General features: G+C 71.5%; 23 protein-coding genes and 5 tRNA genes. 8 read left to right on the plus strand and 20 right to left on the minus strand.

The features are described from left to right. Nucleotides 1-84: 84 nt before the first annotated feature. The 4 genes from BJ965_RS10995 to recG form a co-directional block, all read right to left on the minus strand. A complete protein-coding gene (locus BJ965_RS10995; protein WP_184908492.1) occupies nt 85-1182 on the minus strand; it encodes a cell division initiation protein in 1098 nt (365 codons plus the stop codon). 121 nt (nt 1183-1303) lie between these two features. Continuing rightward, nucleotides 1304-1783: a pantetheine-phosphate adenylyltransferase gene (coaD, locus tag BJ965_RS11000; protein WP_184908493.1), complete on the minus strand. Its 480-nt coding sequence runs from the start codon at nt 1781-1783 to the stop codon at nt 1304-1306. Between the two features lie 26 nt (nt 1784-1809). After that, nucleotides 1810-2397, minus strand: a complete 588-nt coding sequence (gene rsmD / locus BJ965_RS11005; protein ID WP_184908494.1) for a 16S rRNA (guanine(966)-N(2))-methyltransferase RsmD — start codon at nt 2395-2397, stop codon at nt 1810-1812. 105 nt (nt 2398-2502) lie between these two features. Further along, a complete protein-coding gene (gene recG, locus BJ965_RS11010) occupies nt 2503-4722 on the minus strand; it encodes an ATP-dependent DNA helicase RecG (RefSeq protein ID WP_184908495.1) in 2220 nt (739 codons plus the stop codon). Between the two features lie 187 nt (nt 4723-4909). Between recG and BJ965_RS11015 the strand changes: the two genes are divergently transcribed. Beyond that, entirely contained in the window at nt 4910-6748 is a 1839-nt protein-coding gene (locus BJ965_RS11015) for an HSP90 family protein (protein ID WP_184908496.1), read from the plus strand. After that, nucleotides 6745-9690, plus strand: a complete 2946-nt coding sequence (locus BJ965_RS11020) for a tetratricopeptide repeat protein (RefSeq protein ID WP_184908497.1) — start codon at nt 6745-6747, stop codon at nt 9688-9690. Before BJ965_RS11015 ends, BJ965_RS11020 begins: the two co-directional genes overlap by 4 nt. Nucleotides 9691-9700: 10 nt before the next feature. Here the strand turns inward: BJ965_RS11020 and BJ965_RS11025 are convergent, their stop codons facing one another. Then, entirely contained in the window at nt 9701-11458 is a 1758-nt protein-coding gene (locus BJ965_RS11025; protein ID WP_184908498.1) for a DAK2 domain-containing protein, read from the minus strand. 267 nt (nt 11459-11725) lie between these two features. Between BJ965_RS11025 and rpmB the strand changes: the two genes are divergently transcribed. Next, nucleotides 11726-11911 (plus strand): 50S ribosomal protein L28, encoded by a 186-nt coding sequence (gene rpmB, locus BJ965_RS11030; protein WP_004924906.1) that lies wholly within the window; start codon nt 11726-11728, stop codon nt 11909-11911. A 153-nt stretch (nt 11912-12064) separates the two neighbouring features. On the opposite strand, the gene thiD is transcribed toward rpmB, so the two are convergent. Both thiD and BJ965_RS11040 read right to left on the minus strand, forming a co-directional pair. Continuing rightward, entirely contained in the window at nt 12065-12856 is a 792-nt protein-coding gene (gene thiD / locus BJ965_RS11035) for a bifunctional hydroxymethylpyrimidine kinase/phosphomethylpyrimidine kinase (protein ID WP_184908499.1), read from the minus strand. Then, a complete protein-coding gene (locus BJ965_RS11040) occupies nt 12853-13818 on the minus strand; it encodes a thiamine-phosphate kinase (RefSeq protein ID WP_030851970.1) in 966 nt (321 codons plus the stop codon). Before BJ965_RS11040 ends, thiD begins: the two co-directional genes overlap by 4 nt. Before the next feature lie 206 nt (nt 13819-14024). On the opposite strand from BJ965_RS11040, the gene BJ965_RS11045 reads away from it, so the two are divergent. Both BJ965_RS11045 and BJ965_RS11050 read left to right on the plus strand, forming a co-directional pair. Further along, the gene (locus BJ965_RS11045) at nt 14025-14258 is read left to right on the plus strand and encodes an Lrp/AsnC family transcriptional regulator (protein ID WP_031106939.1); all 234 of its coding nucleotides are present in this window, start codon (nt 14025-14027) and stop codon (nt 14256-14258) included. A gap of 20 nt (nt 14259-14278) precedes the next feature. Beyond that, on the plus strand, nt 14279-14797 hold the full coding sequence (locus tag BJ965_RS11050) for a DUF3515 domain-containing protein (RefSeq protein ID WP_313666792.1): 519 nt from the start codon (nt 14279-14281) through the stop codon (nt 14795-14797). A gap of 18 nt (nt 14798-14815) precedes the next feature. Here the strand turns inward: BJ965_RS11050 and BJ965_RS11055 are convergent, their stop codons facing one another. From BJ965_RS11055 to BJ965_RS11065, 3 genes are read right to left on the minus strand one after another with little or no spacing between them, the layout of a single operon-like run. Then, the gene (locus tag BJ965_RS11055) at nt 14816-15973 is read right to left on the minus strand and encodes a D-alanine--D-alanine ligase family protein (protein WP_184908500.1); all 1158 of its coding nucleotides are present in this window, start codon (nt 15971-15973) and stop codon (nt 14816-14818) included. Nucleotides 15974-16032: 59 nt separating this feature from the next. Beyond that, the gene (locus tag BJ965_RS11060) at nt 16033-17043 is read right to left on the minus strand and encodes an NAD(P)H-dependent glycerol-3-phosphate dehydrogenase (protein ID WP_030851962.1); all 1011 of its coding nucleotides are present in this window, start codon (nt 17041-17043) and stop codon (nt 16033-16035) included. Continuing rightward, nucleotides 17040-17837, minus strand: a complete 798-nt coding sequence (locus BJ965_RS11065) for a lysophospholipid acyltransferase family protein (protein ID WP_184908501.1) — start codon at nt 17835-17837, stop codon at nt 17040-17042. Before BJ965_RS11065 ends, BJ965_RS11060 begins: the two co-directional genes overlap by 4 nt. A 157-nt stretch (nt 17838-17994) precedes the next feature. On the opposite strand from BJ965_RS11065, the gene cofC reads away from it, so the two are divergent. Further along, the gene (cofC, locus tag BJ965_RS11070) at nt 17995-18633 is read left to right on the plus strand and encodes a 2-phospho-L-lactate guanylyltransferase (RefSeq protein ID WP_184908502.1); all 639 of its coding nucleotides are present in this window, start codon (nt 17995-17997) and stop codon (nt 18631-18633) included. A gap of 9 nt (nt 18634-18642) precedes the next feature. After that, nucleotides 18643-18846, plus strand: a complete 204-nt coding sequence (locus BJ965_RS11075; protein WP_184908503.1) for a hypothetical protein — start codon at nt 18643-18645, stop codon at nt 18844-18846. Between the two features lie 72 nt (nt 18847-18918). Here BJ965_RS11075 and BJ965_RS11080 read toward each other — a convergent pair whose 3' ends face one another. From BJ965_RS11080 to leuC, 4 genes are all read right to left on the minus strand, one after another. Further along, nucleotides 18919-19560 (minus strand): HU family DNA-binding protein, encoded by a 642-nt coding sequence (locus tag BJ965_RS11080; protein ID WP_030851950.1) that lies wholly within the window; start codon nt 19558-19560, stop codon nt 18919-18921. Nucleotides 19561-19696: 136 nt separating this feature from the next. Further along, nucleotides 19697-19927 carry an SCO5555 family protein gene (locus tag BJ965_RS11085; protein WP_030851947.1) on the minus strand — a complete coding sequence of 77 codons (231 nt, stop codon included), beginning with the start codon at nt 19925-19927 and terminating at the stop codon, nt 19697-19699. A 276-nt stretch (nt 19928-20203) separates the two neighbouring features. Then, nucleotides 20204-20797, minus strand: a complete 594-nt coding sequence (leuD, locus tag BJ965_RS11090) for a 3-isopropylmalate dehydratase small subunit (protein WP_184908504.1) — start codon at nt 20795-20797, stop codon at nt 20204-20206. A gap of 6 nt (nt 20798-20803) precedes the next feature. Continuing rightward, entirely contained in the window at nt 20804-22231 is a 1428-nt protein-coding gene (gene leuC / locus BJ965_RS11095; RefSeq protein ID WP_184908505.1) for a 3-isopropylmalate dehydratase large subunit, read from the minus strand. A gap of 195 nt (nt 22232-22426) precedes the next feature. On the opposite strand from leuC, the gene ndgR reads away from it, so the two are divergent. Beyond that, nucleotides 22427-23143: an IclR family transcriptional regulator NdgR gene (gene ndgR / locus BJ965_RS11100; protein WP_003993203.1), complete on the plus strand. Its 717-nt coding sequence runs from the start codon at nt 22427-22429 to the stop codon at nt 23141-23143. Nucleotides 23144-23327: 184 nt separating this feature from the next. Here ndgR and BJ965_RS11105 read toward each other — a convergent pair. The 6 genes from BJ965_RS11105 to BJ965_RS11130 all read right to left on the minus strand — a co-directional run bounded on the left by BJ965_RS11105 (nt 23328) and on the right by BJ965_RS11130 (nt 24620). Then, nucleotides 23328-23400: transfer RNA gene (locus BJ965_RS11105), tRNA-Glu, on the minus strand. A gap of 28 nt (nt 23401-23428) precedes the next feature. Next, nucleotides 23429-23500, minus strand: a tRNA-Gln gene (locus tag BJ965_RS11110). A gap of 20 nt (nt 23501-23520) precedes the next feature. After that, nucleotides 23521-23593, minus strand: a tRNA-Glu gene (locus BJ965_RS11115). A 40-nt stretch (nt 23594-23633) separates the two neighbouring features. Beyond that, nucleotides 23634-23706 (minus strand) — tRNA-Glu (locus tag BJ965_RS11120). 21 nt (nt 23707-23727) lie between these two features. Beyond that, nucleotides 23728-23799 (minus strand) — tRNA-Gln (locus tag BJ965_RS11125). An 89-nt stretch (nt 23800-23888) separates the two neighbouring features. Continuing rightward, complete coding sequence (locus BJ965_RS11130; RefSeq protein ID WP_184908506.1) at nt 23889-24620, minus strand: HAD family hydrolase; 732 nt, start codon at nt 24618-24620, stop codon at nt 23889-23891. Nucleotides 24621-24740 lie beyond the last annotated feature (120 nt).

Below are 24740 nucleotides of genomic sequence, written 5' to 3' on the forward strand. Positions count from 1 at the left end.
GTTCCCGGGCAGCGTTGATCGCGGACGTACACGCGACCGAAGAGCCAGGATACTGGACCTTTCGCTGTCGGCCCAATCCGGGGCTCAGCCCTGGCCGCGACCCTGTTCGTAGGCCCGCAGCTGCTCGGCGCTGATCATGCCGGTGTCGAAGAGGCTGGTCTCGTCGAGGGCGTATTCCTGCTGGGCGTGGTGGCCCTGCTGAGTCTGCTGCTGCGCCTGCTGCTGGGCCTGGTTCGGGTCGTAGGCGCCCTGCTGGGGGTCGTAGCCCGGGTAGGCGTAGGGATCGGCGTGCTGGTAACCGTAGGGGTCCTGCTGGGCCGCGTAGGCCTGCTGCGAATAGCCGCCGTACGGATCCTGCTGGGGGACCGGATCGCCTCCGGCCGGGGCGTAGCCGGCGGTCGGGGCGTACGCCGGCTGTGCGTAGTCCTGCTGGTGGGCGGGCTGCCCGGCCGGGGGCTTCTGCTCGGCGAGGGCGGCCAGGTCGGCGAGGTAGTCGGCGTCGCTGGAGTGCTGGACGGTGCTCGCGTCGTCGGCGAGGGCGCCGAGGTCGTCGCTGGCGATCCGGCCGTGCAACTTCTGCCGGCCGCGACCGACGGCCTCCAGCGTCTTGGCGAGGACGGCCTCGAAGGCGCCGAGCTTGACGTCGACGTACTCGTCGGCGCTGCGACGCTGGGTCTCCGGGTCGTGGCTGCGCTCGGGGGCGTCCTCGTCCTCGTAGCCCTGCTCGTCGGTGCCGGGGCCGGTGCCCAGGAGCTTCTCGCGGCCGCGGCCGACGGAGCCCAGGGTCTTGGTGAGGACGACCTCGAAGTTGGCGAGCTTGGAGTCGACGTACTCGTCCGCCTCGGCGCGGATCTCCTCGGCCTCCTGGCGGGCCTCGGCGAGGATCCGGTCGGCCTCGGCCTGGGAGCGGCGGGCGACCTCGGTGCCGGAGATCAGCGAGCCGCGCTCGGCGTGCGCGCTCTCGATGATCTGCTGGGCCTCGAGGCGGGCCTGCTCGACCATCTGCTCGCGGCCGCCGATCAGCTCCTGGGCCTGGGCGAGGGAGTCGGGCAGCGCCGCGCGCACCTCCTCCAGCAGCGCGAGCAGCTCGGCGCGGTTGACCACGCACGAGGCCGACATGGGCATGGACCTGGCGCCGGAGACCGCGGAGACGATCTCGTCGAGCTTCTTCTGCACGTCCACCGTGTGCTCGCCACTCTCTACAGATGCGTTGGAGACGGACGGGACGACTGTACGGCCATGGGGTCCGGGCGGAACACCGGGTGACGGGCGGTCAGGCTCCTGAGGGAGGCCCGGGGCGGGTTCAGTCCTTCCTCAGGCGCTCGGTGAGCTCGTCCAGGACCTCGGCCGGGACCAGGTGGGAGACGTCACCGCCCCAGGTCGCGACCTCCTTGACCAGGGAGGACGACAGGAAGCTGTAGGTGGGGTTGGTGGGGATGAAGAGGGTCTCCACGCCCGAGAGGCCGTTGTTCATCTGGGCCATCTGCAGCTCGTAGTCGAAGTCGCTGACCGCGCGCAGGCCCTTGACGATGGCGGGGATGTCGCGCTGCTTGCAGAAGTCGACGAGCAGTCCGTGGAAGGCCTCCACGCGGACGTTGCCGTACTCGGCGGTGACCCGGCGGATCAGGTCGATCCGCTCCTCGATCTCGAACAGGCCCTTCTTGGCCTGGTTGATCATCACCGCGACGTAGACCTCGTCGTACAGTCTGGAGGCGCGGGAGATGATGTCGAGATGTCCGTTGGTGATCGGGTCGAACGACCCGGGACAGACGGCGCGGCGCACTTGTGATCCCTCGCTCTCCGGTCCGGTCATCGTGCGTCTTCGCACGTAGAGGCGGCGCGACCGTACCAAAACGTTCCCTCGCCGTAGCGACGGGCCCTCAGGGGTTCGAAACCCTCGGGCCACCGGAATTCACCGCCTCTGGTGCTGCGCTCCACGGTGACGAGGGCTTCCTCGGCGAGCCAGCCTTCGGTGCGGAGTGTGAGGAGGATCTCCCGAAGATCGTCGTCCGTGACGGCGTAGGGGGGGTCCAGGAAGACGAGGTCGTAGGGGTCGCCCGGGGGTGCCGTACGGATGATCTGTTCCGCTTTGCCTGATCTGACGTCGGCGCCGGGGAGGCCGAGGTTCTTCACGTTCTCGCGGACCGTGCGGACGGCTTTGGCGTCGGCTTCGACGAGGAGCGTGTGGCCGGCGCCTCGGGAGAGGGCCTCCAGGCCCACGGCGCCGGATCCCGCGTAGAGGTCGAGGACGCGTTCGCCGTCCAGGGGGCCGCCGAGGAGGGATTGCCAGGTGGAGAAGAGGCCTTCGCGTGCGCGGTCGGAGGTGGGGCGGGTGCCGGTGCCGGGGGGTACGGCGAGTCGACGTCCGCCGGCTGTGCCGGCGATCACGCGGGTCATCTGCGGTCCTTGGTCGTGGGCGGCTTCACGTTCATTGTGGCTGGTCGCGCCCTCGCGGCGGTAGCCGCATTTGGATTACGCCCCGCGCCCCCGGGTCGGCATTCCTCACCCTTTTTCCAGGTACTGCTCCCGTTCCTCGTCCAGGAGGGCGTCCAGAGCCGTCCGGAGGGCCGGGAGGTGGGTCAGCTCCGGGTCGGCGGCCACCACCGCCGTCGCCTCCTCCCTCGCCTCCGCGATGATCTCCTCGTCCTCGATGACGGCGAGGACCTTCAGGGAGGTCCTGGCGCCCGACTGGGCCTGGCCGAGGACGTCGCCTTCCCGGCGTTGTTCCAGGTCGATGCGGGAGAGCTCGAAGCCGTCGAGGGTGGAGGCGACCGCGCCCAGGCGCTGGCGGGCCGGGCTCGCCTCGGGCATCTCGGTGACCAGGAGGCAGAGGCCGGGGGCCGAGCCACGGCCGACGCGGCCGCGCAGCTGGTGGAGCTGGGAGACGCCGAAGCGGTCGGCGTCCATGATCACCATGGCGGTGGCGTTGGGGACGTTGACACCGACCTCGATGACCGTGGTGGCGACCAGGACATGGGTCTCGCCGGCGGCGAAGCGGCGCATGACGGCGTCCTTGTCGTCGGGGTGCATCCTGCCGTGGAGCACCTCGACCCGGAGGCCCCGCAGGGGGCCCTGGGACAACTGGCCGGCCACGTCGAGGACGGCCAGGGGCGGGCGCTTCTCCGCCTCGTCCTCCGGGGACTTCTTCCTGGCCGACTTCTTGGGGTCGTCCTCCTCGTCGCCGATGCGGGGGCAGACCACATAGGCCTGGTGGCCGTTCTCCACCTCCTCGCGGACCCTTTCCCACGCGCGGGACAGGAAGTGGGGCTTGTCGGCGGCCGGCACCACATGGCTGGCGATCGGCGAACGCCCGGCCGGCAACTGGTCGAGGACGGAGGTCTCCAGGTCGCCGAAGACGGTCATGGCGACCGTGCGCGGGATGGGCGTGGCCGTCATGACCAGCAGATGGGGGGGCTGCTTGCCCTTGCCGCGCAGGGCGTCGCGCTGCTCGACGCCGAAGCGGTGCTGTTCGTCGACCACGACCAGGCCCAGGTCGTGGAACTGCACCTTGTCCTCGATCAGCGCGTGCGTACCGATGACGATGCCGGCCTCGCCGGTGGTGAGGTCGAGCAGGGCGTGCCGCCGGGCGGCCGCTCCCATGGAACCGGTGAGCAGCACGACCTTGGTGGCCTGCTCGGCCCCGCCCAGCATGCCGCCCTCGGCCAGCTCGCCCATCATCTCGACGACGGACCGGTGGTGCTGCTGCGCGAGCACTTCGGTGGGCGCGAGCATGGCGGCCTGGCCCCCGGCGTCGACCACGGCGAGCATGGCGCGCAGCGCGACCATGGTCTTGCCGCTTCCGACCTCCCCCTGCAACAGCCGGTGCATCGGATGGCTCGTGGCCAGGTCGTCGAAGATCTCTCGGGAGACACGCTGCTGGCCGTCGGTGAGGGTGAAGGGGAGGCGGGCGTCGAAGGCGGTGAGGAGGCCGTCGGGGGCCGGCTTGCGGGGGACGGCGGGGAGTTGGGCGTCCGCGTGGCGGCGGCGGGCCAGGGCGACCTGGAGGACGAAGGCCTCGTCCCACTTGAGGCGGGAGCGGGCGTCCTCGATGTCGGCCTTGGTGTGCGGGCGGTGGATCTTGAGGAGTGCCTCGGGGAGGGGCACCAGGCCGCGGCCCTCGCGCAGGGTGTCCGGGAGCGGGTCGACGGCCTCCTGAGCGGTGGGCAGGACCGTCTGGATCGCCTTGCCGATCTTCCAGGACTCGAGCTTGGCGGTGGCGGGGTAGATCGGGATCAGGGCCCCCGCCCACGTCTCGACGGACTCCTCCGGGTCGCCGCGCAGCAACTCGTATGCCGGGTGGGCGAGTTGGAGGCGGCGGTTGAAGACGGAGACCTTGCCCGCGAACATCGCGCGGGTGCCCGGCAGGAGTTCCTTGTGGGGCTTGTGGACGCCCGCGCCGAAGAAGACCAGTTGGAGCCGGCCGCTGCCGTCCGTGATCGTGACCTCCAGGCGCTGGCCCTTGCCGCGCGGGGCCTTGGCGGAGGCGAAGGAGTGCAGGCGGGCGTCGGCGACCTGTGCGACCACCGTGACGTGCTCGTCCATGGGGAGGTCGGCGAGGTGGGTGAGCTGGCCGCGCTCCTCGTATCTGCGCGGGTAGTGGTGGAGGAGGTCGCCGACCGTGAGCAGGCCGAGGTGCTCGGCCATCACCTTCGCGGTGGCGGGGCCGAGCACCGACTTCAGCGGTTGTCGCAGGGGTTCTTCCAGTGCGGGCACGAGATCCATTGCACACCACGCCACTGACAATGGCTTCCAGGCTCTGGCCGGATCGTCGTAAAGATCCCGGAAACCCCTGGTCAGGCGGCTGGTTCCGGCCTTAGGATGACGCGCTCCCGGCCCTCTTTCGCGGTCACCGCCCCACCGGGACCGCCCGACCCCGCGCCGTCGCGAGTCCCCCACCGGCGCCGTGAAGATGGACTCCCAGACCTCACAGGCATCCCAGCCCTCCCCTTCGCCCCAGTCACCTCATACGTTCCAGGTCGACCTGCGTGGTCTGGTGGACCTGCTCTCCCACCACCTCTACTCCAGCCCCAAGGTCTATCTGCGCGAGCTGCTGCAGAACGCCGTGGACGCCGTCACGGCCAGACGCGCGGACGAACCCGGCGCCCCTGCCCGGGTCCGGCTGCACGCCGAGGGCGGCGCCCTGCGTGTCGAGGACACCGGTGTGGGGCTCACCGAGGCGGACGTGCACAGTCTGCTGGCCACCATCGGGCGCAGTTCCAAGCGCGCCGAGGGCCTGGAGGAGGCCCGGTCCGACTTCCTCGGGCAGTTCGGGATCGGACTGCTGGCCTGTTTCGTGGTCGCCGAGCGGATCCGGGTCGTCAGCCGCAGTGCCCGTACGCCCGGGGCTCCTCCGGTGGAGTGGACGGCGTCCGACGACGGTTCCTACACGGTGCGGACGCTGCCGGACGCCGAGCGGCCCGAACCGGGCACGACCGTGCACCTGGTGGCCCGGGCGGGGGCCGGGGAGTGGCTCGCGCCCGAGCGGGTCGCGGCGCTGGCCCGGGACTTCGGGTCGCTGCTGCCGTACGACGTCCGGGTCGGCGACGAGGCGGTCACCGACCTTCCGGCGCCCTGGGACCGTCCGTATCCAGGCCCTTCCGCGCGCCGTGTCGCCCTCGCCCGGCACTGCCACGACCTGTTCGGCTTCACGCCGCTGGACACGATCGACCTGTCCGTGCCGCTGGCCGGCATCCGCGGGGTGGCGTATGTGCTGCCGTCGGCGGTGAGCCCGGCCCAGCGCGCCGGTCACCGGGTGCACCTGAAGGGCATGCTGCTGACCGAGCGGGCGGAACAGCTGCTGCCCGACTGGGCGTTCTTCGTGCGCTGTGTGCTCGACACGGACAGTCTGCGGCCCACGGCGTCCCGCGAGGCGCTGTACGAGGACGAGACGCTGGCCGGGGTGCGGGAGGCGCTGGGCGAGCGGATCCGGGCCTGGCTGACGGGGCTGGCGGCCGGTGATCCGGAGCGGCTGGCCGCGTTCCTGGCGGTGCACCACCTGGGTGTGAAGTCGCTGGCCCGGCACGACCGGGAGATGCTGCGCACGATGCTGCCGTGGCTGCCGTTCGAGACGACCGACGGGCGGATCTCCCTGGAGGAGTTCGCGCAGCGGCACCCGGTGGTGCACTTCACGCGGACCGTCGAGGAGTACCGGCAGGTCGCGCCGATCGCGTCCGCGCAGGGCATCGGCGTGATCAATGGCGGCTACACCTACGACAGCGAGCTGGTTCAGGCGCTGCCTTCGGTGCGGCCGGGCACCGAGGTCGCCGAGCTGGACGCCGAGACGGTCACCGCGCATCTGGACGCCGTCGATCCGGCCGAGGAGCTGGCCCTGTCGGGCTTTCTGGCGGCGGCCCGGGCCCGGCTCGATCCGCTGGGCTGCGACGTCGTGCTGCGGGCCTTCCACCCGTTGTCCGTGCCCGCGCTGCACCTCGACGACCGGGACGCCCGGCACGAACAGGCCCGGGCGGACGCCGAGGCGCAGGCCGACGACCTGTGGGCGGGCATCCTCGGCTCCCTGCGCGGCAGCGCACCCCGCGCGCGTCTGGTGCTGAACCATCTCAACCCGCTCGTGCGGCGGATCAGCTCGCTGCCCGACCCGGAACTGATCGGCACCGCCGCGGAGTCGCTGTACGGGCAGGCGCTGCTGATGGCGCAGCGGCCGCTGAGGCCGGCCGACTCGGCACTGCTCAACCGCGCGTTCATCGGTCTCCTGGAGTGGGCCACGCACAGCGAGGACGGTCGGGCATGAGCGAGATCACGGACCTCGACGCCCTGCGCGGGGCGATGACGGAGAACTCCGGGCAGCCGGAGGGGCCGGCCCGCAACGCGCGCGCGGAGGAGCTGCTGACGGCGGCCGAGAAGCTGAACGTCCCGCTCGCCGTGATCGAGGCGCTCGGGCACCAGCTGAAGGTCTACAACTACAGCTCCGAGAAGGGGAAGATGTTCGTCCCCTTCGCGCGGCTGCTGCGCATGTGGGACGAGCGGCCCGAGGACTTCGACGAGTACGAGACCCACTCGCTGCACTGGGTCTTCAAATGGGTCTCGTCCGGCATGCTCGACCAGCCGCACATCCCGCTGGCGTCGATCGAGAAGTGGCTCGGCGAGATGGAGCACCGCTACCGGCTCGCCGGGCACTCCGAGCGGGCCGTGCGCAGCGCCGAGCACAGTGTGGCCGCGCATGTCGGGGACGTGACGCGGGCAGAGCGGGCGTACGCCGCGTGGCTGGCCGCCGACCGGGACACCATGGCCGACTGCCACGCCTGCGAACTGCACGGCCAGGGCTGGTGGCAGGCGGAGCGGGGGCGGGACGCCGAGGCGCTGGAGCTGTGGCGGCCGGTGCTGGAGGGCGAGTACGCCTGCGCCCACGAGCCGCACACGGTCCTCGCCTCCTCCCTGGTGCCGCTGTTGCGGCTGGGGCGCCTGGACGAGGCACGGTCCTGCCATCTGCGGGGCTTCCGGCTCGTCCGGGAGATGGAGAGCATGCGCGGCGCGTACGCGGACCACGTGGAGTTCTGCGCGCTGACCGGCAACGAGGCGCGGGGCCTTGAGCTGCTCGCGGAGCGCCCGGCGTACTTCACGGACGACGGGCAGCCGCGGAGCAGGCTGGACTTCATGAGCGTGGTGGCCCTGCTCATGAACCGGCTGACCGTGCTCGGGCTGGGCGACCGGCAGGTGCCGGGTCCGGCCGGGCGGCAGTGGACCGCCCGCGAACTCGCCGCGCACGCGCGCGAGGAGGCCCTCGCCCTGGCGGCGCGCTTCGACGAGCGCAACGGCACGGCGCACGTGAGCGAGCGGGCACGCGCGCGTATGGCGCGGCAACCGCTGGTGGAGCGGCTGCCGCTGGGAGTGCGGTCGGTACGGCCGGCTCCCCCGCCCGCTCCCGCCGCGCCCGCGGTTCCTGCCGACGGGCAGCCGGATCTGCCCGCGCTGCTGGCCGAGGCGCGGCGGCTGTCGGACCACCTGCGGCCGAACGCCGTGGAGGCGTGGGCGGCGGCCGCCGAGGCCGCGGAAGGCGTGGAGCTGGCCCCACGGGACCGCGCCGAGATGGCGGACCACGAGGCGATGGCCCTCGGCCCCGAGGGCACCGATCTCTTCGAACGGGCCGCCGGCCTCTACGCGGAGGCGGGCGACCCGGGCGAGGCCCTGGCGGCACGCGCGCGTGGGGCGTACGTCCGCGCGCTCGCGGGTGACGTGGACGGCGCCGCCCTGGCGGTGACCGGCCTCTACGACGAAATCCTCGCGCTCTACGCCGACGACGGCACGGGGATACGGCAGACGGCGTCCGTCGTGATGAGCCGGGCGCGGATCCTGACGCGCCGCGCGCACGGCGGCGCGGACGACGGCGCGGTCCTCGCCGAGGCCGAGGCCGCCGTACGGGAGGTCCTCGCACTCGTCGACGGGCGGATGGGGGAGGACGTGCGGCTGGCCGCGCGGGTCGCCGAGGCGCAGGCGATGCTCGGGGAGCTGGCGGGGTTGTCCGGCGATCTGGAGACGGCCGCGGAGCTGTTCGCGCGGGGCGCGGCGGCGTTCGTCGCGGCGGGGCTGCCGTGGTTCGCGGTGGAGTACGAAGCCCGGCTGGCCTCCCTCGCCCACCACCTCGGCGACGTGGCGGGGGCGGAACGGGCGCTGCGGGCGGCCCTGGAGCACGGCGGAGGGCAGCTGGAAGCGCCCGGGCGGGCCCAGCTGCACCTCCAGCTCGCGGAGGTCGTGGGAGGCCGGGGCGACGCCGTGGAGGCCGCCGAGCACGCCCTGGAGGCCGCCCACTGGGCCGACGAGGCGGGCGAGTCGGCGACGCTGGGTGCCTGGGCACGACAGCAGCTCGGCGGGTTCCTGCTGCGGCAGCGGCGGTGGGCCGAGGCCGCGGAGGTGCTGGAGTCGGCCCTGCCCGACCTGACCGCGGAGACCCACGGCGACGGGGCGGTCGTGCAGACGCAGTGGTGGCTCGGCGACTGTCTGAGCGAACTCGGCGAGCACCGCGCCGCCGCCGAACGACGCCTGCAGGCCGCCGAGATCGCCCGGCACTGGCCCGAGCAGCACGACCACGCGACCCTCGCCCATCTGGCCGGGGAGTCCCTCGGACAGGCCGGACGGGCGGCCGAGGCGGACCAGGCCTACGCCCGCGCGGGCGATCTGTGGCGCTCGCTCGGCAACACCCACGGCCTGATCCGCTCCCTGCGCGCCCGCGCCTGGCTGGCGTTGGAGACCGAAGGCGGGCCGGCCGGGGCACGTGCGCTGATGACGGAGGCGATCCGCGCGTGCGAAGCGGCAAGGGAGGCGGCGGCCGACGAGGAGACCAGGCAGCAGCTCGTCGCCGAACTCGGCGACACCCAACGGCAGTTCGCCGACCTGCTGGCCCGGTCCGTCTCCGAGGGTGCCGAAGGCCCCGTCGTCCGGGCCGTGTTCGAGGAGGCCCTGTCCCGGCTGCAGCGGGCCGCCGAGGTGTTCGCCTCACTCGGGGAGGTCGCCCTGCACAGCCGCACCGGCGCCGAACTCACCGCGGGCTGGCTGGAGATCGAGCTGGACCGCCCGGCCGGCGCGAGGGCACGGGCGCGCCTGGTGCTGTCGGCCTACGACGGCCGCGTCGGCTCCGGCACCGGCGCCGACGCGGAGACCGAGGGCGAGGAACGCTCGGCGGTGCGGGCCCGGCGAGCGGAGGCGGAGCACATGCTCCGCGTCGCGTCGGAGGACTGATCGCCGCCGCTCACTCCACGCCGATGAGGAGCAGGGCCCCCTGCCGTCCGCCCCGGTACACGACCGTGTCGACGGCGAGGTACCCCTCGCGGACCCGTCCTTCCAGACGGTCGGCAACGGCGTCGGGGACGGCGTCGCCGAGGACCAGGGTGACCATCTCGCCCCCGGCCGAGAGCATGCGGTCCAGGACGGTTTCGGCCGTCACCGCGAGGTCCGAACCGATCACGGCCACGTCCCCGTCGATCAGGCCCAGGACGTCACCGGCCTGGCAGATGCCGGCCATCGTCCAGGACTGGTGTTCGGCGATGGTGACCTCGGCGTAGCGGGTGGCCCCGGCGGCGGAGGTCATGGACACGACGTCCTCGTCGAAGCGGCGGTCCGGCTCGTGCACGGCCAGCGCCGCGATGCCCTGGACCGCCGAGCGGGTCGGGATCAGGGCCACCCGGATGCCCTCCGTGCGGACCTGCTCGGCCGCCGCCGCTGCGGTGTGGCGCAGATCGGCGTCGTTGGGCAGCAGTACGACCTCGCGCGCGTGGGCCCGCCGTACGGCCTGGACGAGCTCGCCGCTCGCGGGCGGCTCCCCGGGGCGGGCGAGCACGGTCGTCGCGCCGGCCTCGGCGTACAGCCCGGCCAGCCCCTCGCCGGGCACGACGGCCACGACGGCCCGCTGGGCGCGCTCCCGGGGCGGTCGCTCGGCCCCGGTGGTGTGCACGTCGCCGGCGCCGAAGTGGGTGATGCGGATGCGGTGGGGCCGCCCGGCCTCGATGCCGGCCTCGACGGCGGCGCCCGCGTCGTCGACATGGACGTGGACGTTCCACAGCCCGTCGCCGCCCACCACGACGAGGGAGTCCCCGAGGGCGTCGAGCCGCCCCCGCAGCCGCTCCACGGCCGCGTCCTCGGCCTCCAGGAGGTAGATCACCTCGAAGGCGGGCCCTTCCTGGTCGGGCACGGCGGTGGCGCTGTCGGTGCACGCGCCCGGGGCGCCGTCGACCGGGGCGAGGCCCTCGGCGGGATCCACGCGCGCGTGGAGCTCCACGGAAGGCCCGGTGCAGGCGCTGCCCGTCACCGACCTCGCTCTCTCCCCCGTGAAGGTCTCCACCAGCGCCCCGAGCACCGCGACCAGTCCCCGCCCGCCGGCGTCGACCACCCCCGCGCGTTTCAGGACGGGTAGCTGGCCCGGGGTCGCGGCGAGTGCCGCGCGGGCTCCGTCGTAGGCCGCCCTGGCCACGGTCCCGCAGTCGCCCTCGGCGCCCTCGGCCGCGTCGGCGGCGGCCGAGGCGACCGTGAGGACGGTGCCCTCGACGGGATGGGCGACGGCTCGGCGGGCGGAGTCGGCCGCGTGCCGCAGGGCGGTCCGCAGGCCCCGGCCGTCGGCCCGGGCGGTCTCGTCGTCGGCCAGCACCTGGGCCATCCCGCGCAGCAGCTGGGCGAGGATGGTCCCGGAGTTCCCGCGAGCGCCGATGAGGGCTCCGTGCGCCATCGCCCGGGCGGCGTCGGCGAGCGTCGGCTCTCCCGGGCCCCCGTCGCCGGAGCCCCCGGTCCCCACCACGGCTTCGGACCCCGCCGCGTGCCCCGCGAACACCGCCTCGACCGCCGCGACCGCCGACTCGACGGTCAGATACAGATTGGTCCCGGTGTCGCCGTCCGCCACCGGATAGACGTTGATCGCGTCGATCTCCTCACGCGCCCGCCCCAGTGTCTCGAGCGCGAGACCGCACCAGGTGCGCACCGCGAGAGCATCGAAGAATGTCTGCGGCAGCTGCGCCACTACGCCTCCCTGAGCTGCTGGACGTGGCTCGCAGCGTAGACCCCGGGGCGGTGCCGACCGGAAGAGGGCGGGGCGGGGCCCCTGAGCTGCCATGGTAGTTTCGTTCTACGGGTGCAGCCGTTGTATGCTGCTCCGGTTGCCCGATCTGATCGGGCCTTCCCCCTGGCAACGCCACTCAGATTTCGACCGGCTCCTCGGAGCCCGAGAATCTTGATCCCGGCCTGCCGGGATCAACCGTAAGTGCATCTGAAGTCTTTGGAGTGACCCGTGGCTGCCAACTGCGACGTCTGCGGCAAGGGGCCGGGCTTCGGCAACAACATCTCGCACTCCCACCGCCGTACGCCCCGTCGCTGGAACCCGAACATCCAGCGTGTGCGTACCGTGGTGGGCGGGACGCCGAAGCGCGTGAACGCTTGCACCTCGTGCATCAAGGCCGGCAAGGTCTCGCGCTGACGCTCAGCTAGCGCGCAACCACTGCTGGTTCGCTGCAGAGCCGGTCCACCTCTGGTGGGCCGGCTCTTTGCCGTGCCCGCAAGACCCGCCCCGGGGTGCGGCGGTGGGCGCGCCACCGCACCGTGACACCGCCCCCCCGGTGACTACCGGCCGCTACACGTCCGTCCGGAAGCGCCAGCCGTGATCGACCGGCCCGATGCCCCCGCCGAGCGCGAACCCGGCCGCGACGGCCCCTGTGACGTACTCCTTGGCCTCCACCACCGCCTCCGGCACGGACCGCCCCTTGGCGAGCCCGGAAGCGATCGCCGAGGCGAGCGTGCAGCCGGTGCCGTGGGTGTGACGGTTGTCGTGCCTCGGCGCCCGCAGCCAGTGCTCCTCGGAGCCGTCGGTGAGCAGATCGACGGCGTCCCCGGGCAGGTGCCCGCCCTTGATCAGCACCCAGCGCGGCCCGTACTCCAGCACGGCCGCCGCGGCCGCGCGCATCTCCCGCTCCGACTCGACCCGCACGCCGGCGATCTGGGCCACCTCGTCGAGGTTCGGCGTGGCGACCGTCGCCGCCGGAAGCAGCTTCGTACGGACCGCGTCCAGCGCGGAGGCGGCGAGCAGGGCGTCGCCGTGCTTGGAGACGCCGACCGGGTCGACGACCGCCGGGGCGTTCGTCCCCGCGATCAACTCGGCGACCGCCTCCACGAGTTCCGCGGAGGCCAGCATCCCGGTCTTGACCGCCTGCACGCCGATGTCGTCGACGACGCTGCGGTACTGGGCCCGCACGGCCTCCACCGGCAGTTCCCAAGCCCCCTGCACGCCGAGGGAGTTCTGCGCGGTCACCGCCGTCACGACGCTCATGCCGTGCACGCCGAGCGCGAGCATCGTCTTGAGGTCGGCCTGGATGCCCGCGCCTCCGCCGGAGTCGGAGCCGGCCACCGTGAGGACGTTGGGGATCACGACTCCATGTCCCCGAAGTGGTCCCAGCCGCCCTTGCTGGTCCACGGCGCCCCGTCGACCGTCACCTGGGGCAGCGCCGACGGGTTGAGGACCTCGCCGATGACCTTCCAGCGCGCGGGCAGCTTCACGTCCGGCGGGAAGGTCGCCACCATCGCGTGGTCCTCTCCCCCGGTCAGCACCCACTGCATGGGATCGACCCCGACGGCCTGCCCGATGTCGTTCATCTGCGAGGGGATGTCGATCGCCCCGGAGCGGATGTCGATGCGCACCTTGCTCGCCTCGGCGATGTGCCCGAGGTCCGCGATCAGCCCGTCGCTCACGTCGCACATCGCCGTCGCCCCGAGCCCGGCGGCGGCCGGACCCGCGTGGTACGGCGGCTCGGGCCGCCGGTGCGCCTCCACGAACGCCCGCGGCGAGCGGAACCCCCGGGACAGCACCGCGTACCCGGCGGCGGACCAGCCCAGCCAGCCGGTCACCGCGACGAGGTCGCCGGGCTGGGCGCCGGCCCGCGTCACCGGCTCCTGGTTGCGCAGATCACCGAGCGCGGTGATCGACACCATGATCGAGTCGCCGCGCACCACGTCACCGCCGACCACGGCGGCACCCGCCACCTGGCATTCGTCACGCAGGCCGTCCATCAGCTCGCTCGGCCACGTCACCGGCAGCTCGGCCGGAACGACCAGCCCGAGCAGCAGCGCGGTCGGTACGGCGCCCATGGCGGCGATGTCGGCGAGGTTCTGCGCGGCCGCCTTGCGGCCCACGTCGTAGGCCGTCGACCAGTCCCGCCGGAAGTGCCGGCCCTCCACCAGGATGTCCGTGCTCGCCACGACCCTGCGGTCGGGCGCGGCCACCACGGCGGCGTCGTCGCCGGGGCCGACCCGGACCGCCGGGGTGGTGGTCAGACGGGAGGTGAGCTCCCTGATGAGCCCGAACTCACCGAGCTCACCAACAGTGCCCTTCATTGCCCTTTCTCCCCTTCTGTCCCTGTCCATGCCCGGTCGCGAGGCATCTCGGTCCTCGCTACGGTCGAGGTGACCGTCAAGTTCTTCCGGACCTGCACTCCGGCACGCACATCCCGGTCCCCGCGGGTCTCCCCGCGGCGAGCGGCGACGCGATACCGTGGCGTTCCTTTTCCCCACATGATCCTCGTGGCCGCCCTGGAGGTTCCGTGGTACAGGCGTACATCCTGATCCAGACCGAGGTCGGGAAGGCCTCGGTCGTCGCCGAGACGATCAGCAAGATCCCTGGGATCATCCAGGCCGAGGACGTGACGGGACCCTACGACGTCATCGTGCGGGCCCAGGCCGACACCGTCGACGACCTCGGCCGCATGGTGGTCGCCAAGGTCCAGCAGGTGGACGGCATCACCCGCACCCTGACCTGCCCGGTCGTCCATCTGTAGCCCCCGTCTACCCTGTGCCGGTGAACTCTTTCCGTCACCGGCACCGTTATGTCTTCCGCGTGTTCCGCCTGCCCGCCGTCGCACTGTTGATCACTGTTGCGGGCTGCTCCTCAGCAGACGACAGCGCGTCGGCGGCGGTTCCCAGTCCGGACGGGAAGGTCGCGGAACTGTGCCGGAACCTGGACAAGGTACTGCCCGCGAAGGTGGACGGTGAGAGCCGGGTGGATCCCGAGCCCGCGTCGGCGCTGACGGCGGGCTGGGGCAGCCCGGCGATCATACTGCGCTGCGGTGTGCCGCAGCCGCCGAAGATGGTCGACCCGAAGGTGGCGGAGGGGCGGGATCCGGATGCCGTCGCCGGGGGTGTCAACGGGGTCGACTGGCTGATGGAGCAGCAGGACGGCGGGGGGTACCGGTTCACCACGGCCAACCGCGAGGCGTACGTCGAGGTCCGGGCGCCGGAGGGCGTGGACAGCTCGGGTGTGCTGATCGATCTGGCCGCGGCCGTGAAGAAGGCGATCCCCAAGGGGATCGCCTCCTGAGCGCCGGGCGTTGAGGGTTCAGCGCAGACCCGTCGACCTGCGCAGCGCCGCCTGCACCAGCCGGTCGATCAGCTCCGGGTAGCTCACCCCGCTCGCCTGCCACATCTGCGGGTACATCGAGATGGGCGTGAAGCCGGGCATCGTGTTGATCTCGTTGATCACGAACTCGCCGTCCTCGGTGAGGAAGAAGTCCGCGCGGACCAGTCCCTCGCAGGACGCCGCGTCGAACGCGTCGACCGCCCGGCGCTGGACCTCGGCCGTCTCCTCCGGGGTGAGGGGCGCCGGGACGAGACCCGGCGTGGAGTCGATGTACTTGGCCTCGAAGTCGTAGTACGCGTGCGTCTCGGGCGAGGGGATCTCCGCGGGGAGGGAGGCCCGGGGGCCGTCCTCGAACTCCAGGACGCCGCACTCGATCTCGCGGCCGCGCAGCGCGGCCTCCACGAGGATCTTGGGATCGTGCCGCTGGGCCTCGGCGATGGCGTCGTCCAGGCCGGAGAGGTCGTCGACCTTGGTGATGCCGATCGACGAACCGGCCCGCGAGGGCTTCACGAACAGCGGCCAGCCGTGCTCGCCCGCGAAGTCGACGATCTTCTTGCGGGCGGCGGCCTGGCCCTGCTCCCACTCACGCGGACGCACCACGACGTACGGGCCGACCTTCAGCCCGAACGAGGTGAACACCCGCTTCATGTACTCCTTGTCCTGGCCCACGGCCGAGGCGAGCACACCCGAACCCACGTACGGGACGCCGGAGAGCTCCAGGAGGCCCTGGAGGGTGCCGTCCTCGCCGTACGGGCCGTGCAGCACCGGGAAGACCACGTCGACCTCGCCGAGCGCCTTGGGGACCGATCCCGGCTCGCTGTAGACGACTTCGCGGCTGGCGGGGTCGACCGGGAGGATCACCGCGCCCTCCGCGGTCTCGGCGAGCAGGTCGACGCTCGGCGGGCGCCGGTCGACGATCGCCATCCGCTCCGGTTCGTCCGCCGTGAGCGCCCAACGCCCGTCCTGGGTGATGCCGATCGGCAGGACGTCGTACTTCGTCCGGTCGATGGCCTTGAGGACGGCGCCGGCGGTGACCACGGAGATCCCGTGTTCTGAGCTGCGCCCGCCGAACACGACGGCCACACGCGGTTTGCGAGGCGGCTGCTCGGGGTTCTGGGGGAGGTTCTCGGTGCTCATATCGGGTTGAGAGTACCCGTTGGTAGGGCCGCTGGTAAGCGCCGCCGGCCTCGCGTCGCTCAGCGTCGTTCGGGCTTCGCGCTGCGCGACATCAGCTCCTTGAGGGCCACCACCGGGGGCTTGCCCTCGTGCACGATGCCGACGACCGTCTCCGTGATCGGCATGTCGACGCCGTGCCGACGGGCCAGATCGAGCACCGACTCGCAGGACTTGACGCCCTCGGCGGTCTGCTTGGTGACCGCGATGGTCTCCTGGAGGGTCATGCCCTTGCCGAGGTTGGTGCCGAAGGTGTGGTTGCGCGACAGCGGCGAGGAGCAGGTGGCCACCAGGTCGCCGAGGCCCGCGAGTCCGGAGAAGGTCAGCGGATCGGCGCCGAGCGCCATGCCGAGCCGGGTGGTCTCGGCGAGACCGCGGGTGATGAGGGAGCCCTTGGCGTTGTCGCCCAGGCCCATGCCGTCCGCGATGCCGACGGCGAGGCCGATGACGTTCTTCACGGCTCCGCCCAGTTCGCAACCCACCACGTCCGTATTGGTGTACGGGCGGAAGTACGGCGTGTGGCAGGCGGCCTGGAGTCGCTGGGCGACGGCCTCGTCGGTGCAGGCGACCACGGCCGCGGCCGGCATCCGCGCGGCGATCTCCCGGGCCAGGTTGGGCCCGGTCACCACGGCGATCCGGTCCGGGCCGACCTTGGCGACGTCGTCGATGACCTCGCTCATCCGCATCGCGGAGCCGAGTTCGACGCCCTTCATCAGCGACACCAGGACCGTCTCGGGGGCCAGCAACGGGCTCCACTCGGCGAGGTTGCCGCGCAGGGTCTGCGAGGGGACCGACAGGACCGTGAAGTCGGCGTCCGCGGCGGCCTCGGCGGGATCGGTGGTGGCCCGTACGTTCTCCGGGAGCTCGACGCCCGGGAAGTAGTCGGGATTGGTCCGCGTGGAGTTGATCGCCTCCGCGACCTCCGGGCGGCGCGCCCACAGAGTGACCTCGCACCCCGCGTCGGCGAGCACCATGCCGAAGGCCGTACCCCACGAACCGGCGCTCAGGACCGCCGCCTTGACCGGCTTGCTCACTTGCCCAGCCCCTCTTCCTGCACGGTCTGTCCGGACTTCTGGTGCGTCTGCGCCTGTGTCTGTGTCTGGGTACGGCGCCGCTGCTCGATCCGCTCCCTGCGCGGGTCGTACGGCGTCTCCGGCGCCTTCTCCCCGCGGATCAGCTCAAGCTGTGCGGTGACGGCGGCCATGATGACCTCCGTGGCCTCCTTCAGCAGGTCCGCGGTCATCTCCCGGTCGTAGAACCGTGTGAGGTCCACGGGCGGCCCGGCGAGCACGCGGTGCGTCTTGCGCGGCAGCGGATGCGGCTTCTTCGCGTACGGCGGCAGCAACTCGTTGCAGCCCCACTGGGCGACGGGGATCACCGGGCACTTGGTCTGCAGGGCGACGCGCGCGGCCCCGGTCTTGCCCGTCATGGGCCAGCCGTCCGGGTCGCGGGTGAGGGTGCCCTCGGGATAGAAGGCGACGCATTCCCCCCGGTCCACGGCGTCGATCGCGGCCCGGAAGGCGCTCAGCGCGTCCGTGCTCTCGCGGTAGACGGGGATCTGTCCGGTGCCCCGCATCGCGGCTCCGACGAATCCCTTCTTGAAAAGCCCGCTCTTCGCGAGGAATCGCGGGACGCGCCCGGTGTTGTACTGAAAGTGCGCGTAAGCGAAGGGGTCGATGTGCGAATTGTGGTTCACCGCGGTGATAAATCCGCCCTCTGCCGGAATGTGCTCCATTCCACGCCAGTCCCGCTTGAGCAGAACCACCAGCGGCGGTTTGCAGATCACCGCGGCGAAGCGGTACCAGAAGCCGATTCTGCGGCGGGGCACGCGGACACCTTCCTCTAGGGCTTGAAGCCGAGGCCACGGGGGCCGCACAAGTGTCGCCCCAGGCCGCCGGTCTGTCGAGAACACCGTACGCCCCGGCACGCCGCCCGCCCGAGGCCCCGGGTGACAATGACCGCGACAAGAGGAGGACGGAACACCCGTGCAGTGGACCCTGGTCGTACCCCTGAAGCCCCTGGCCCGGGCCAAGAGCAGGCTTGCGGACACCGCGGACGACGGGCTGCGGCCGGACCTGGCGCTGGCCTTCGCCCAGGACACGGTGGCGGCCGCGCTGGCCTGCCCGGCGGTGGGGGATGTGGCAGTCGTCACGGACGATGTCCGGGCGGGCCGCGAGCTGGCCGCACTGGGCGCCGCGATCATCGCCGACGAGCCGGGCGGCGGCCTCAACGCCGCCCTCGCACACGCGACGCGGGTCGTACGGTCGGCCCGCCCGGCCCGAGCGGTGGCCGCGCTCAACGCCGATCTGCCGGCTCTGCGCCCCATTGAATTGTCCCGGGTACTCGATACCGCCGCTGAATTCCCGCGCGCATTTATCCCGGACGCGGCCGCTGTCGGGACGACCCTGCTGGCCGCCGCCCCGGGCCGCGAATTGCGCCCGGCCTTCGGCACGGATTCCCGGGCCCGGCACCGCGCCTCCGGGGCGGTGGAACTGTCCCTCACCTCGGTGGATTCCGTTCGCCAGGACGTGGACACCGGCGATGACCTGCGCAGCGCGCTGGCCCTGGGGGTCGGCCCTCATACGGCCGCGGCCGCCGCGCGGTTGCTGATTCCCGGGCAGTAGGCTGCGGCCATGCAGGCGACCGCGTACACGTACGACCCCGAAAGCCGCAGCGGGCAGGTGCTCCTGGACGACGGCACCCCGGTGCCCTTCGACGCGGCCGCGTTCGACGCGGGGGGCCTCAGGCTGCTGCGCCCGGGCCAGCGGGTCCGCATCGAGGTGGAGGGTGCGCGGGAGGCGCTCCGGATCACTCTGGTGACCCTGCAGACCCTCTGATCACACGCTGAAACACGCCGCGGGCCGGGCTCCATGCGGAGTCCGGCCCGGCGCGTGAGTACCCCAGCGCCCTTACTTCTTGCGGGCGGTGGTCTTCTTGGCGGTGGTCTTGCGCGCCGTCGACTTCTTGGCGGGCGCCTTCTTGGCCGTGGCCTTCTTCGCCGGGGCCTTCTTCGCGGTGGTCTTCTTCGCGGCGGTGGTCTTGGACGTCGCCGTGGTCTTCTTGGCGGGCGCCTTCTTCGCCGTGGTCTTCTTCGCGGCCGCGGTCTTGGTGGTGGCCTTCTTCGCCGTCGTCTTCTTGGCGGTGGTCTTCTTCGCGGCGGCCGACTTCGTGGTCGCCTTCTTCGCGGCGGCCTTCTTCACGGTCGCGCCGGCACCGCCGGTCAGGCTGCCCTTCGGGGCCTTCTTGACGGAGACCTCGCCGCCACGCGGGAGCTTCTTCGAGCCGCTGACCAGGTCCTTGAAGCCCTGACCGGCACGGAAGCGCGGAACGGAGGTCTTCTTGACCCGAACCCGCTCGCCCGTCTGGGGGTTACGGGCGTACCGGGCCGGGCGGTCGACCTTCTCGAACGAACCGAAGCCGGTGACCGAGACCCGCTCACCCGAGACGACCGCGCGGACGATGGCGTCCAGGACATGGTCGACAGCGTCGGCCGCCTGCTGGCGGCCGCCCATCTTGTCGGCAATCGCTTCTACGAGCTGCGCCTTGTTCACGTCTTCCCCTTCGGAGACATCGCCAGAACGAAAGTGTTCAAGCTTTTTCGCACGTTAGGCAGATATATACCGCAAATCAAACACGAAACGGGCTTATCACCCTTGTGCCGCAACGAACTCGGCGGTGTCGAAGGGTTCAGCGTTCCTCGTCGGGGAGACGTCCCTCGTCGAGGTCCGCGGTGAACCGCTCCAGCCGTCTTGCCGCGTCGGCGAGATCGTGCTTGGCCGCGGCCGTAATGACCAGCAGCTTCCGGGTCAGCGCCATCCGTACGCCCTCCGGGACTTGCAGTGCGCGCACTCTTGTGTGCGCTTCCTTGAGTTGGTCCGCGACTGCCGCATAGAGCTCGAGTTGGCCGTCGTGTTCCATGCACAGATTGTGCCATCTGGGGCGAGTTGTCGCCTGCCCAGGGGACAACTGCCGCCTCTGACGGCCTTCCCGGCACACGTGGAAGTCACGGCTGTACCCCTCGCGTACCCCAGCAACCACCTGCTTAACGTGGGAAGTTGGCAGCCGAACAGCGGGTGGGCAGGGCCGTTCGGGTGCAGACACGGCTGTACCCCCGATCGGGCTGATCGGGGGTACAGAGGGGGTGTTGCGGTGGCCGAAAGTCGCCTTGTTCTCAGGCGGCCGGCCGTGTCCGGGTCAGACCGGGAGCGTCCTCGGCTTGAACGTCGGGCGCTTCGCCTCGTACGCGGAGATGTCCGCCTCGTTCTGCAGGGTGATCGAGATGTCGTCGAGGCCGTTCAGCAGCCGCCAGCGGGAGTTCTCGTCCAGCTCGAAGGCGGCGGTGATGCCCTCGGCGCGCACCTCGCGGCTCTCCAGGTCGACGGTGATCTCGGCCTGCGGGTCCTTCTCGGTGAGCTCCCACAGCGCGTCCACGGTCTCCTGCTCCAGAACGACCGTGAGCAGGCCGTTCTTGAGCGAGTTGCCGCGGAAGATGTCGGCGAAGCGGGAGGAGATCACGGCCTTGAAGCCGAAGTTCTGCAGCGCCCAGACGGCGTGCTCACGAGAGGAGCCGGTGCCGAAGTCGGGACCGGCGACCAGCACGGTCGCGCCCTGCCGCTCGGGCTGGTTGAGCACGAACGACGCGTCCTTGCGCCAGGCCTCGAACAGCCCGTCCTCGAACCCGTCGCGCGTGACCTTCTTGAGCCAGTGGGCGGGGATGATCTGGTCGGTGTCGACGTTGCTGCGGCGCAGCGGCACGGCCCGGCCGGTGTGGGTGGTGAAGGCTTCCATGACTGATCAGACTCCAGCGGGCGTGGGGGCGTCGGCGGACAGGTCGGCCGGGGAGGCCAGGTGGCCCAGGACGGCGGTGGCGGCCGCGACCTGCGGTGACACCAGGTGGGTGCGGCCACCCTTGCCCTGCCGGCCCTCGAAGTTGCGGTTGGAGGTGGACGCGGAGCGCTCCCCCGGGGCCAGCTGGTCGGGGTTCATGCCCAGGCACATGGAGCAGCCCGCGTGCCGCCACTCGGCGCCGGCCTCCTTGAAGACCACGTCCAGCCCCTCGGAGACGGCCTGGAGACCGACCCGCGCGGAGCCCGGGACGACCAGCATCCGTACACCGTCGGCGACTTTGCGGCCCTTGACGAGCTCGGCGGCGGCGCGCAGGTCCTCGATGCGGCCGTTGGTGCACGAGCCTACGAAGACGGTGTCCACCTTGATGGAGCGCAGCGGCTGCCCGGCCTCCAACCCCATGTACTCCAGGGCCTTTTCGGCGGCGAAGCGCTCCGAAGCGTCTTCGTACGAAGCGGGGTCGGGGACGGACGCCGAAAGCGGTGCACCCTGGCCCGGGTTGGTGCCCCAGGTGACGAAGGGCGACAGCGCGGCGGCGTCGATGACGACCTCGGCGTCGAACTCGGCGTCGTCGTCCGTCCTGAGCGTCTTCCAGTACGCGACGGCGGCGTCCCACTCCTCGCCCTCGGGGGCGTGCGGGCGGCCCTCGAGGTACGCGAAGGTGGTCTCGTCCGGGGCGATCATGCCCGCGCGGGCACCGGCCTCGATCGACATGTTGCAGATGGTCATGCGGGCCTCCATCGAGAGCTTCTCGATGGCCTCGCCGCGGTACTCCAGGACGTAGCCCTGGCCGCCGCCGGTGCCGATCTTCGCGATGATCGCGAGGATCAGGTCCTTGGCGGTGACGCCGTCGGGCAGTTCGCCGTCGACCGTGATCGCCATGGTCTTCGGGCGGGACATCGGCAGCGTCTGGGTGGCCAGCACGTGCTCCACCTGCGAGGTGCCGATGCCGAACGCCAGGGCGCCGAAGGCGCCGTGCGTGGAGGTGTGCGAGTCGCCGCAGACGACGGTGGTGCCGGGCTGGGTCAGGCCCAGCTGCGGGCCCACGACGTGTACGACGCCCTGCTCGACGTCGCCCAGCGGGTGCAGGCGCACGCCGAAGTCGGCGGCGTTCTTGCGCAGCGTCTCCAGCTGGACCCGGGAGACCGGGTCGGCGATCGGCTTGTCGATGTCGAGGGTCGGGGTGTTGTGGTCCTCGGTGGCGATGGTGAGGTCCAGGCGTCGCACGGGACGGCCGCTCTTGCGGAGGCCGTCGAAGGCCTGCGGGCTGGTCACCTCGTGCAGCAGGTGCAGATCGATGAAGAGAAGGTCGGGCTCGCCCTCCGCGCGCCGGACGACATGGTCGTCCCAGACTTTCTCCGCGAGTGTCCTACCCATCGCTGTTCCCTCCGGCCGACGACGATCCGCCGACCCAACTAGAGATCTTGAGGAGGCGGTGCCCGTACCCCTGATTCCGGGCACACACCGCCAGGCCCTTATGTCACGGGCCGTTGTGACTTCGTGATTCCAGGGTGGCGCGTTCCACGGAAATTTGAACTTGCGTTTCACAGAGTGAGACGCGAGTATCGTTTCATGGACAACAGTAGCGGCGTCGGCGTTCTGGACAAGGCGGCCCTCGTCCTGAGCGCTCTGGAGTCCGGTCCGGCCACCCTCGCGGGTCTGGTCGGTGCCACCGGACTGGCACGACCCACGGCCCACCGCCTGGCCGTGGCGCTGGAACACCACCGCATGGTGGCGCGCGACATGCAGGGCCGTTTCATTCTCGGCCCTCGCCTGGCGGAGCTTGCCGCGGCCGCGGGTGAGGACCGTCTCCTCGCCACCGCCGGCCCGGTGCTCACGCATCTTCGTGACATCACGGGCGAGAGCGCGCAGCTCTATCGCCGCCAGGGCGACATGCGCATCTGCGTCGCCGCGGCGGAGCGTCTGTCCGGACTGCGGGACACCGTCCCGGTCGGTTCGACGCTGACGATGAAGGCCGGCTCCTCGGCGCAGATCCTGATGGCCTGGGAGGAGCCGGAGCGGCTGCACCGCGGCCTGCAGGGGGCGCGCTTCACGGCGACGGCGCTGTCAGGTGTGCGGCGGCGGGGCTGGGCACAGTCGATCGGTGAGCGGGAGCCGGGTGTCGCGTCCGTGTCCGCGCCGGTGCGGGGGCCGTCGAACCGTGTGGTTGCCGCCGTGTCGGTGTCGGGCCCCATCGAGCGCCTTACTCGGCACCCCGGTCGGATGCACGCACAGGCTGTGATCGACGCCGCCGGGCGCCTCTCCGAGGCGTTGCGGCGTACCGGCTGAAGCGACCAGGTGTTTCGGGGAGGGCTCGCCTCAACGCCGCGGCAGGCTTTCCCCGACTCAGCGCCACGACAGGGACGATTTCGTCGTCGAGTGCGGGCCGTCAGTGGTTGTTGGCGCAGTTCCCCGCGCCCCTAAGGCATACGCATGAGGCCCCTCACCGAAGTGAGGGGCCTCATGCGATGTGTACCCCCGACCGGATTCGAACCGGCGCTACCGCCTTGAGAGGGCGGCGTGCTAGGCCGCTACACAACGGGGGCCTGGACACTGCGTTTCCGCAGGTCCGAGCTGGTCTACCTGGACTCGAACCAAGACTAACTGAACCAGAATCAGTCGTGCTGCCAATTACACCATAGACCAATGTGGTTTAGACCAGTCAGTACCCCCGACCGGATTCGAACCGGCGCTACCGCCTTGAGAGGGCGGCGTGCTAGGCCGCTACACAACGGGGGCCCTAGCAGTCCCGAGATGATCGTCGATCGCTCGGAACCAGTACCCCCGACCGGATTCGAACCGGCGCTACTGCCTTGAGAGGGCAGCGTGCTAGGCCGCTACACAACGGGGGCGATGCAGATGAGCTCTGCGAGCTGGCCTACCTGGACTCGAACCAAGACTAACTGAACCAGAATCAGTCGTGCTGCCAATTACACCATAGGCCACTGGAACGCAAGCCCCGGGGGGTCTGTGTCCTAGCTGTGCGCCTGGGGTTCCGGCCTTCCGGCCCGCTCCCCGCGGCGCAGGAAGAACATTACCTGAAGGTGGACGGGGCTCCAAAACGAGTATCCGAGCCGAGCAGGGACGGCAGTTCGGCGAGGGAGGCGATGCGGTGCGGGCCGACGGGCGGGTCGATCGTGGCGTACAGGCCGCCGCGGTCGATCCACACCGACAGCAGTCCGGCGTCGGCGGCACCTCGCCCGTCGATCTCCGGGTGGTCGCCGACGTAGGCGACCTGGTCCGGCGGCAGTCCGAGGAACTCGCAGGCCGCGAGGAACGCCCCGGCCTCCGGCTTGGAGATGCCGAGCTCGGCCGCGCACAGGATGGTCTCGAAGCGGTCGTGGACGCCGAGGGTGCGCAGCTTGCGGTCCTGGACGTGGAGGCTGGAGTTGGAGAGCACGGCGTGCCGGTGGCTGGCGGAGAGGGCGTCGAGGACGGGCAGGACGTCCGGGAAGAGGGCCCAGACCGCCTCGTAGTGCGTGACGTACCGCTGGAACCACGCGTCGGCCTCGGCGTCGGTGAGGTCCCGGTCCAGGAACACCCGTACACGGTCGCGCCGCTGGTCCTGGAAGGTGGCCTCGCCGGCCGAGAAGCGGGCCCACTGCAGGTGGGTGATCTCCCGCCACTGGTCGAGGGCCTGCTCGACGCTGTCGTAGCGGTCGAGCAGGCCCTCGGCCGTGAGGTGGGCGCGCATACCGAGGCGGTCGGCGGTGGTGTAGTCGAAGAGGGTGTCGTCGACGTCCCAGACCACGGCTTGGATGCTCATGCTCCGACCGTACCCACCGTGGTGTGCTCTCAGCCCGGGGTCAGGGTGCCGGTCAGCGTGAGGGCCGGGTCCTGGCCGTCGCGAGGGTGAGCGGTGGGTCTCCGGATGCACGCGCCGCCC

Origin of the sequence: Streptomyces luteogriseus, from assembly GCF_014205055.1 — a bacterium.
Lineage (GTDB): Bacteria > Actinomycetota > Actinomycetes > Streptomycetales > Streptomycetaceae > Streptomyces > Streptomyces luteogriseus.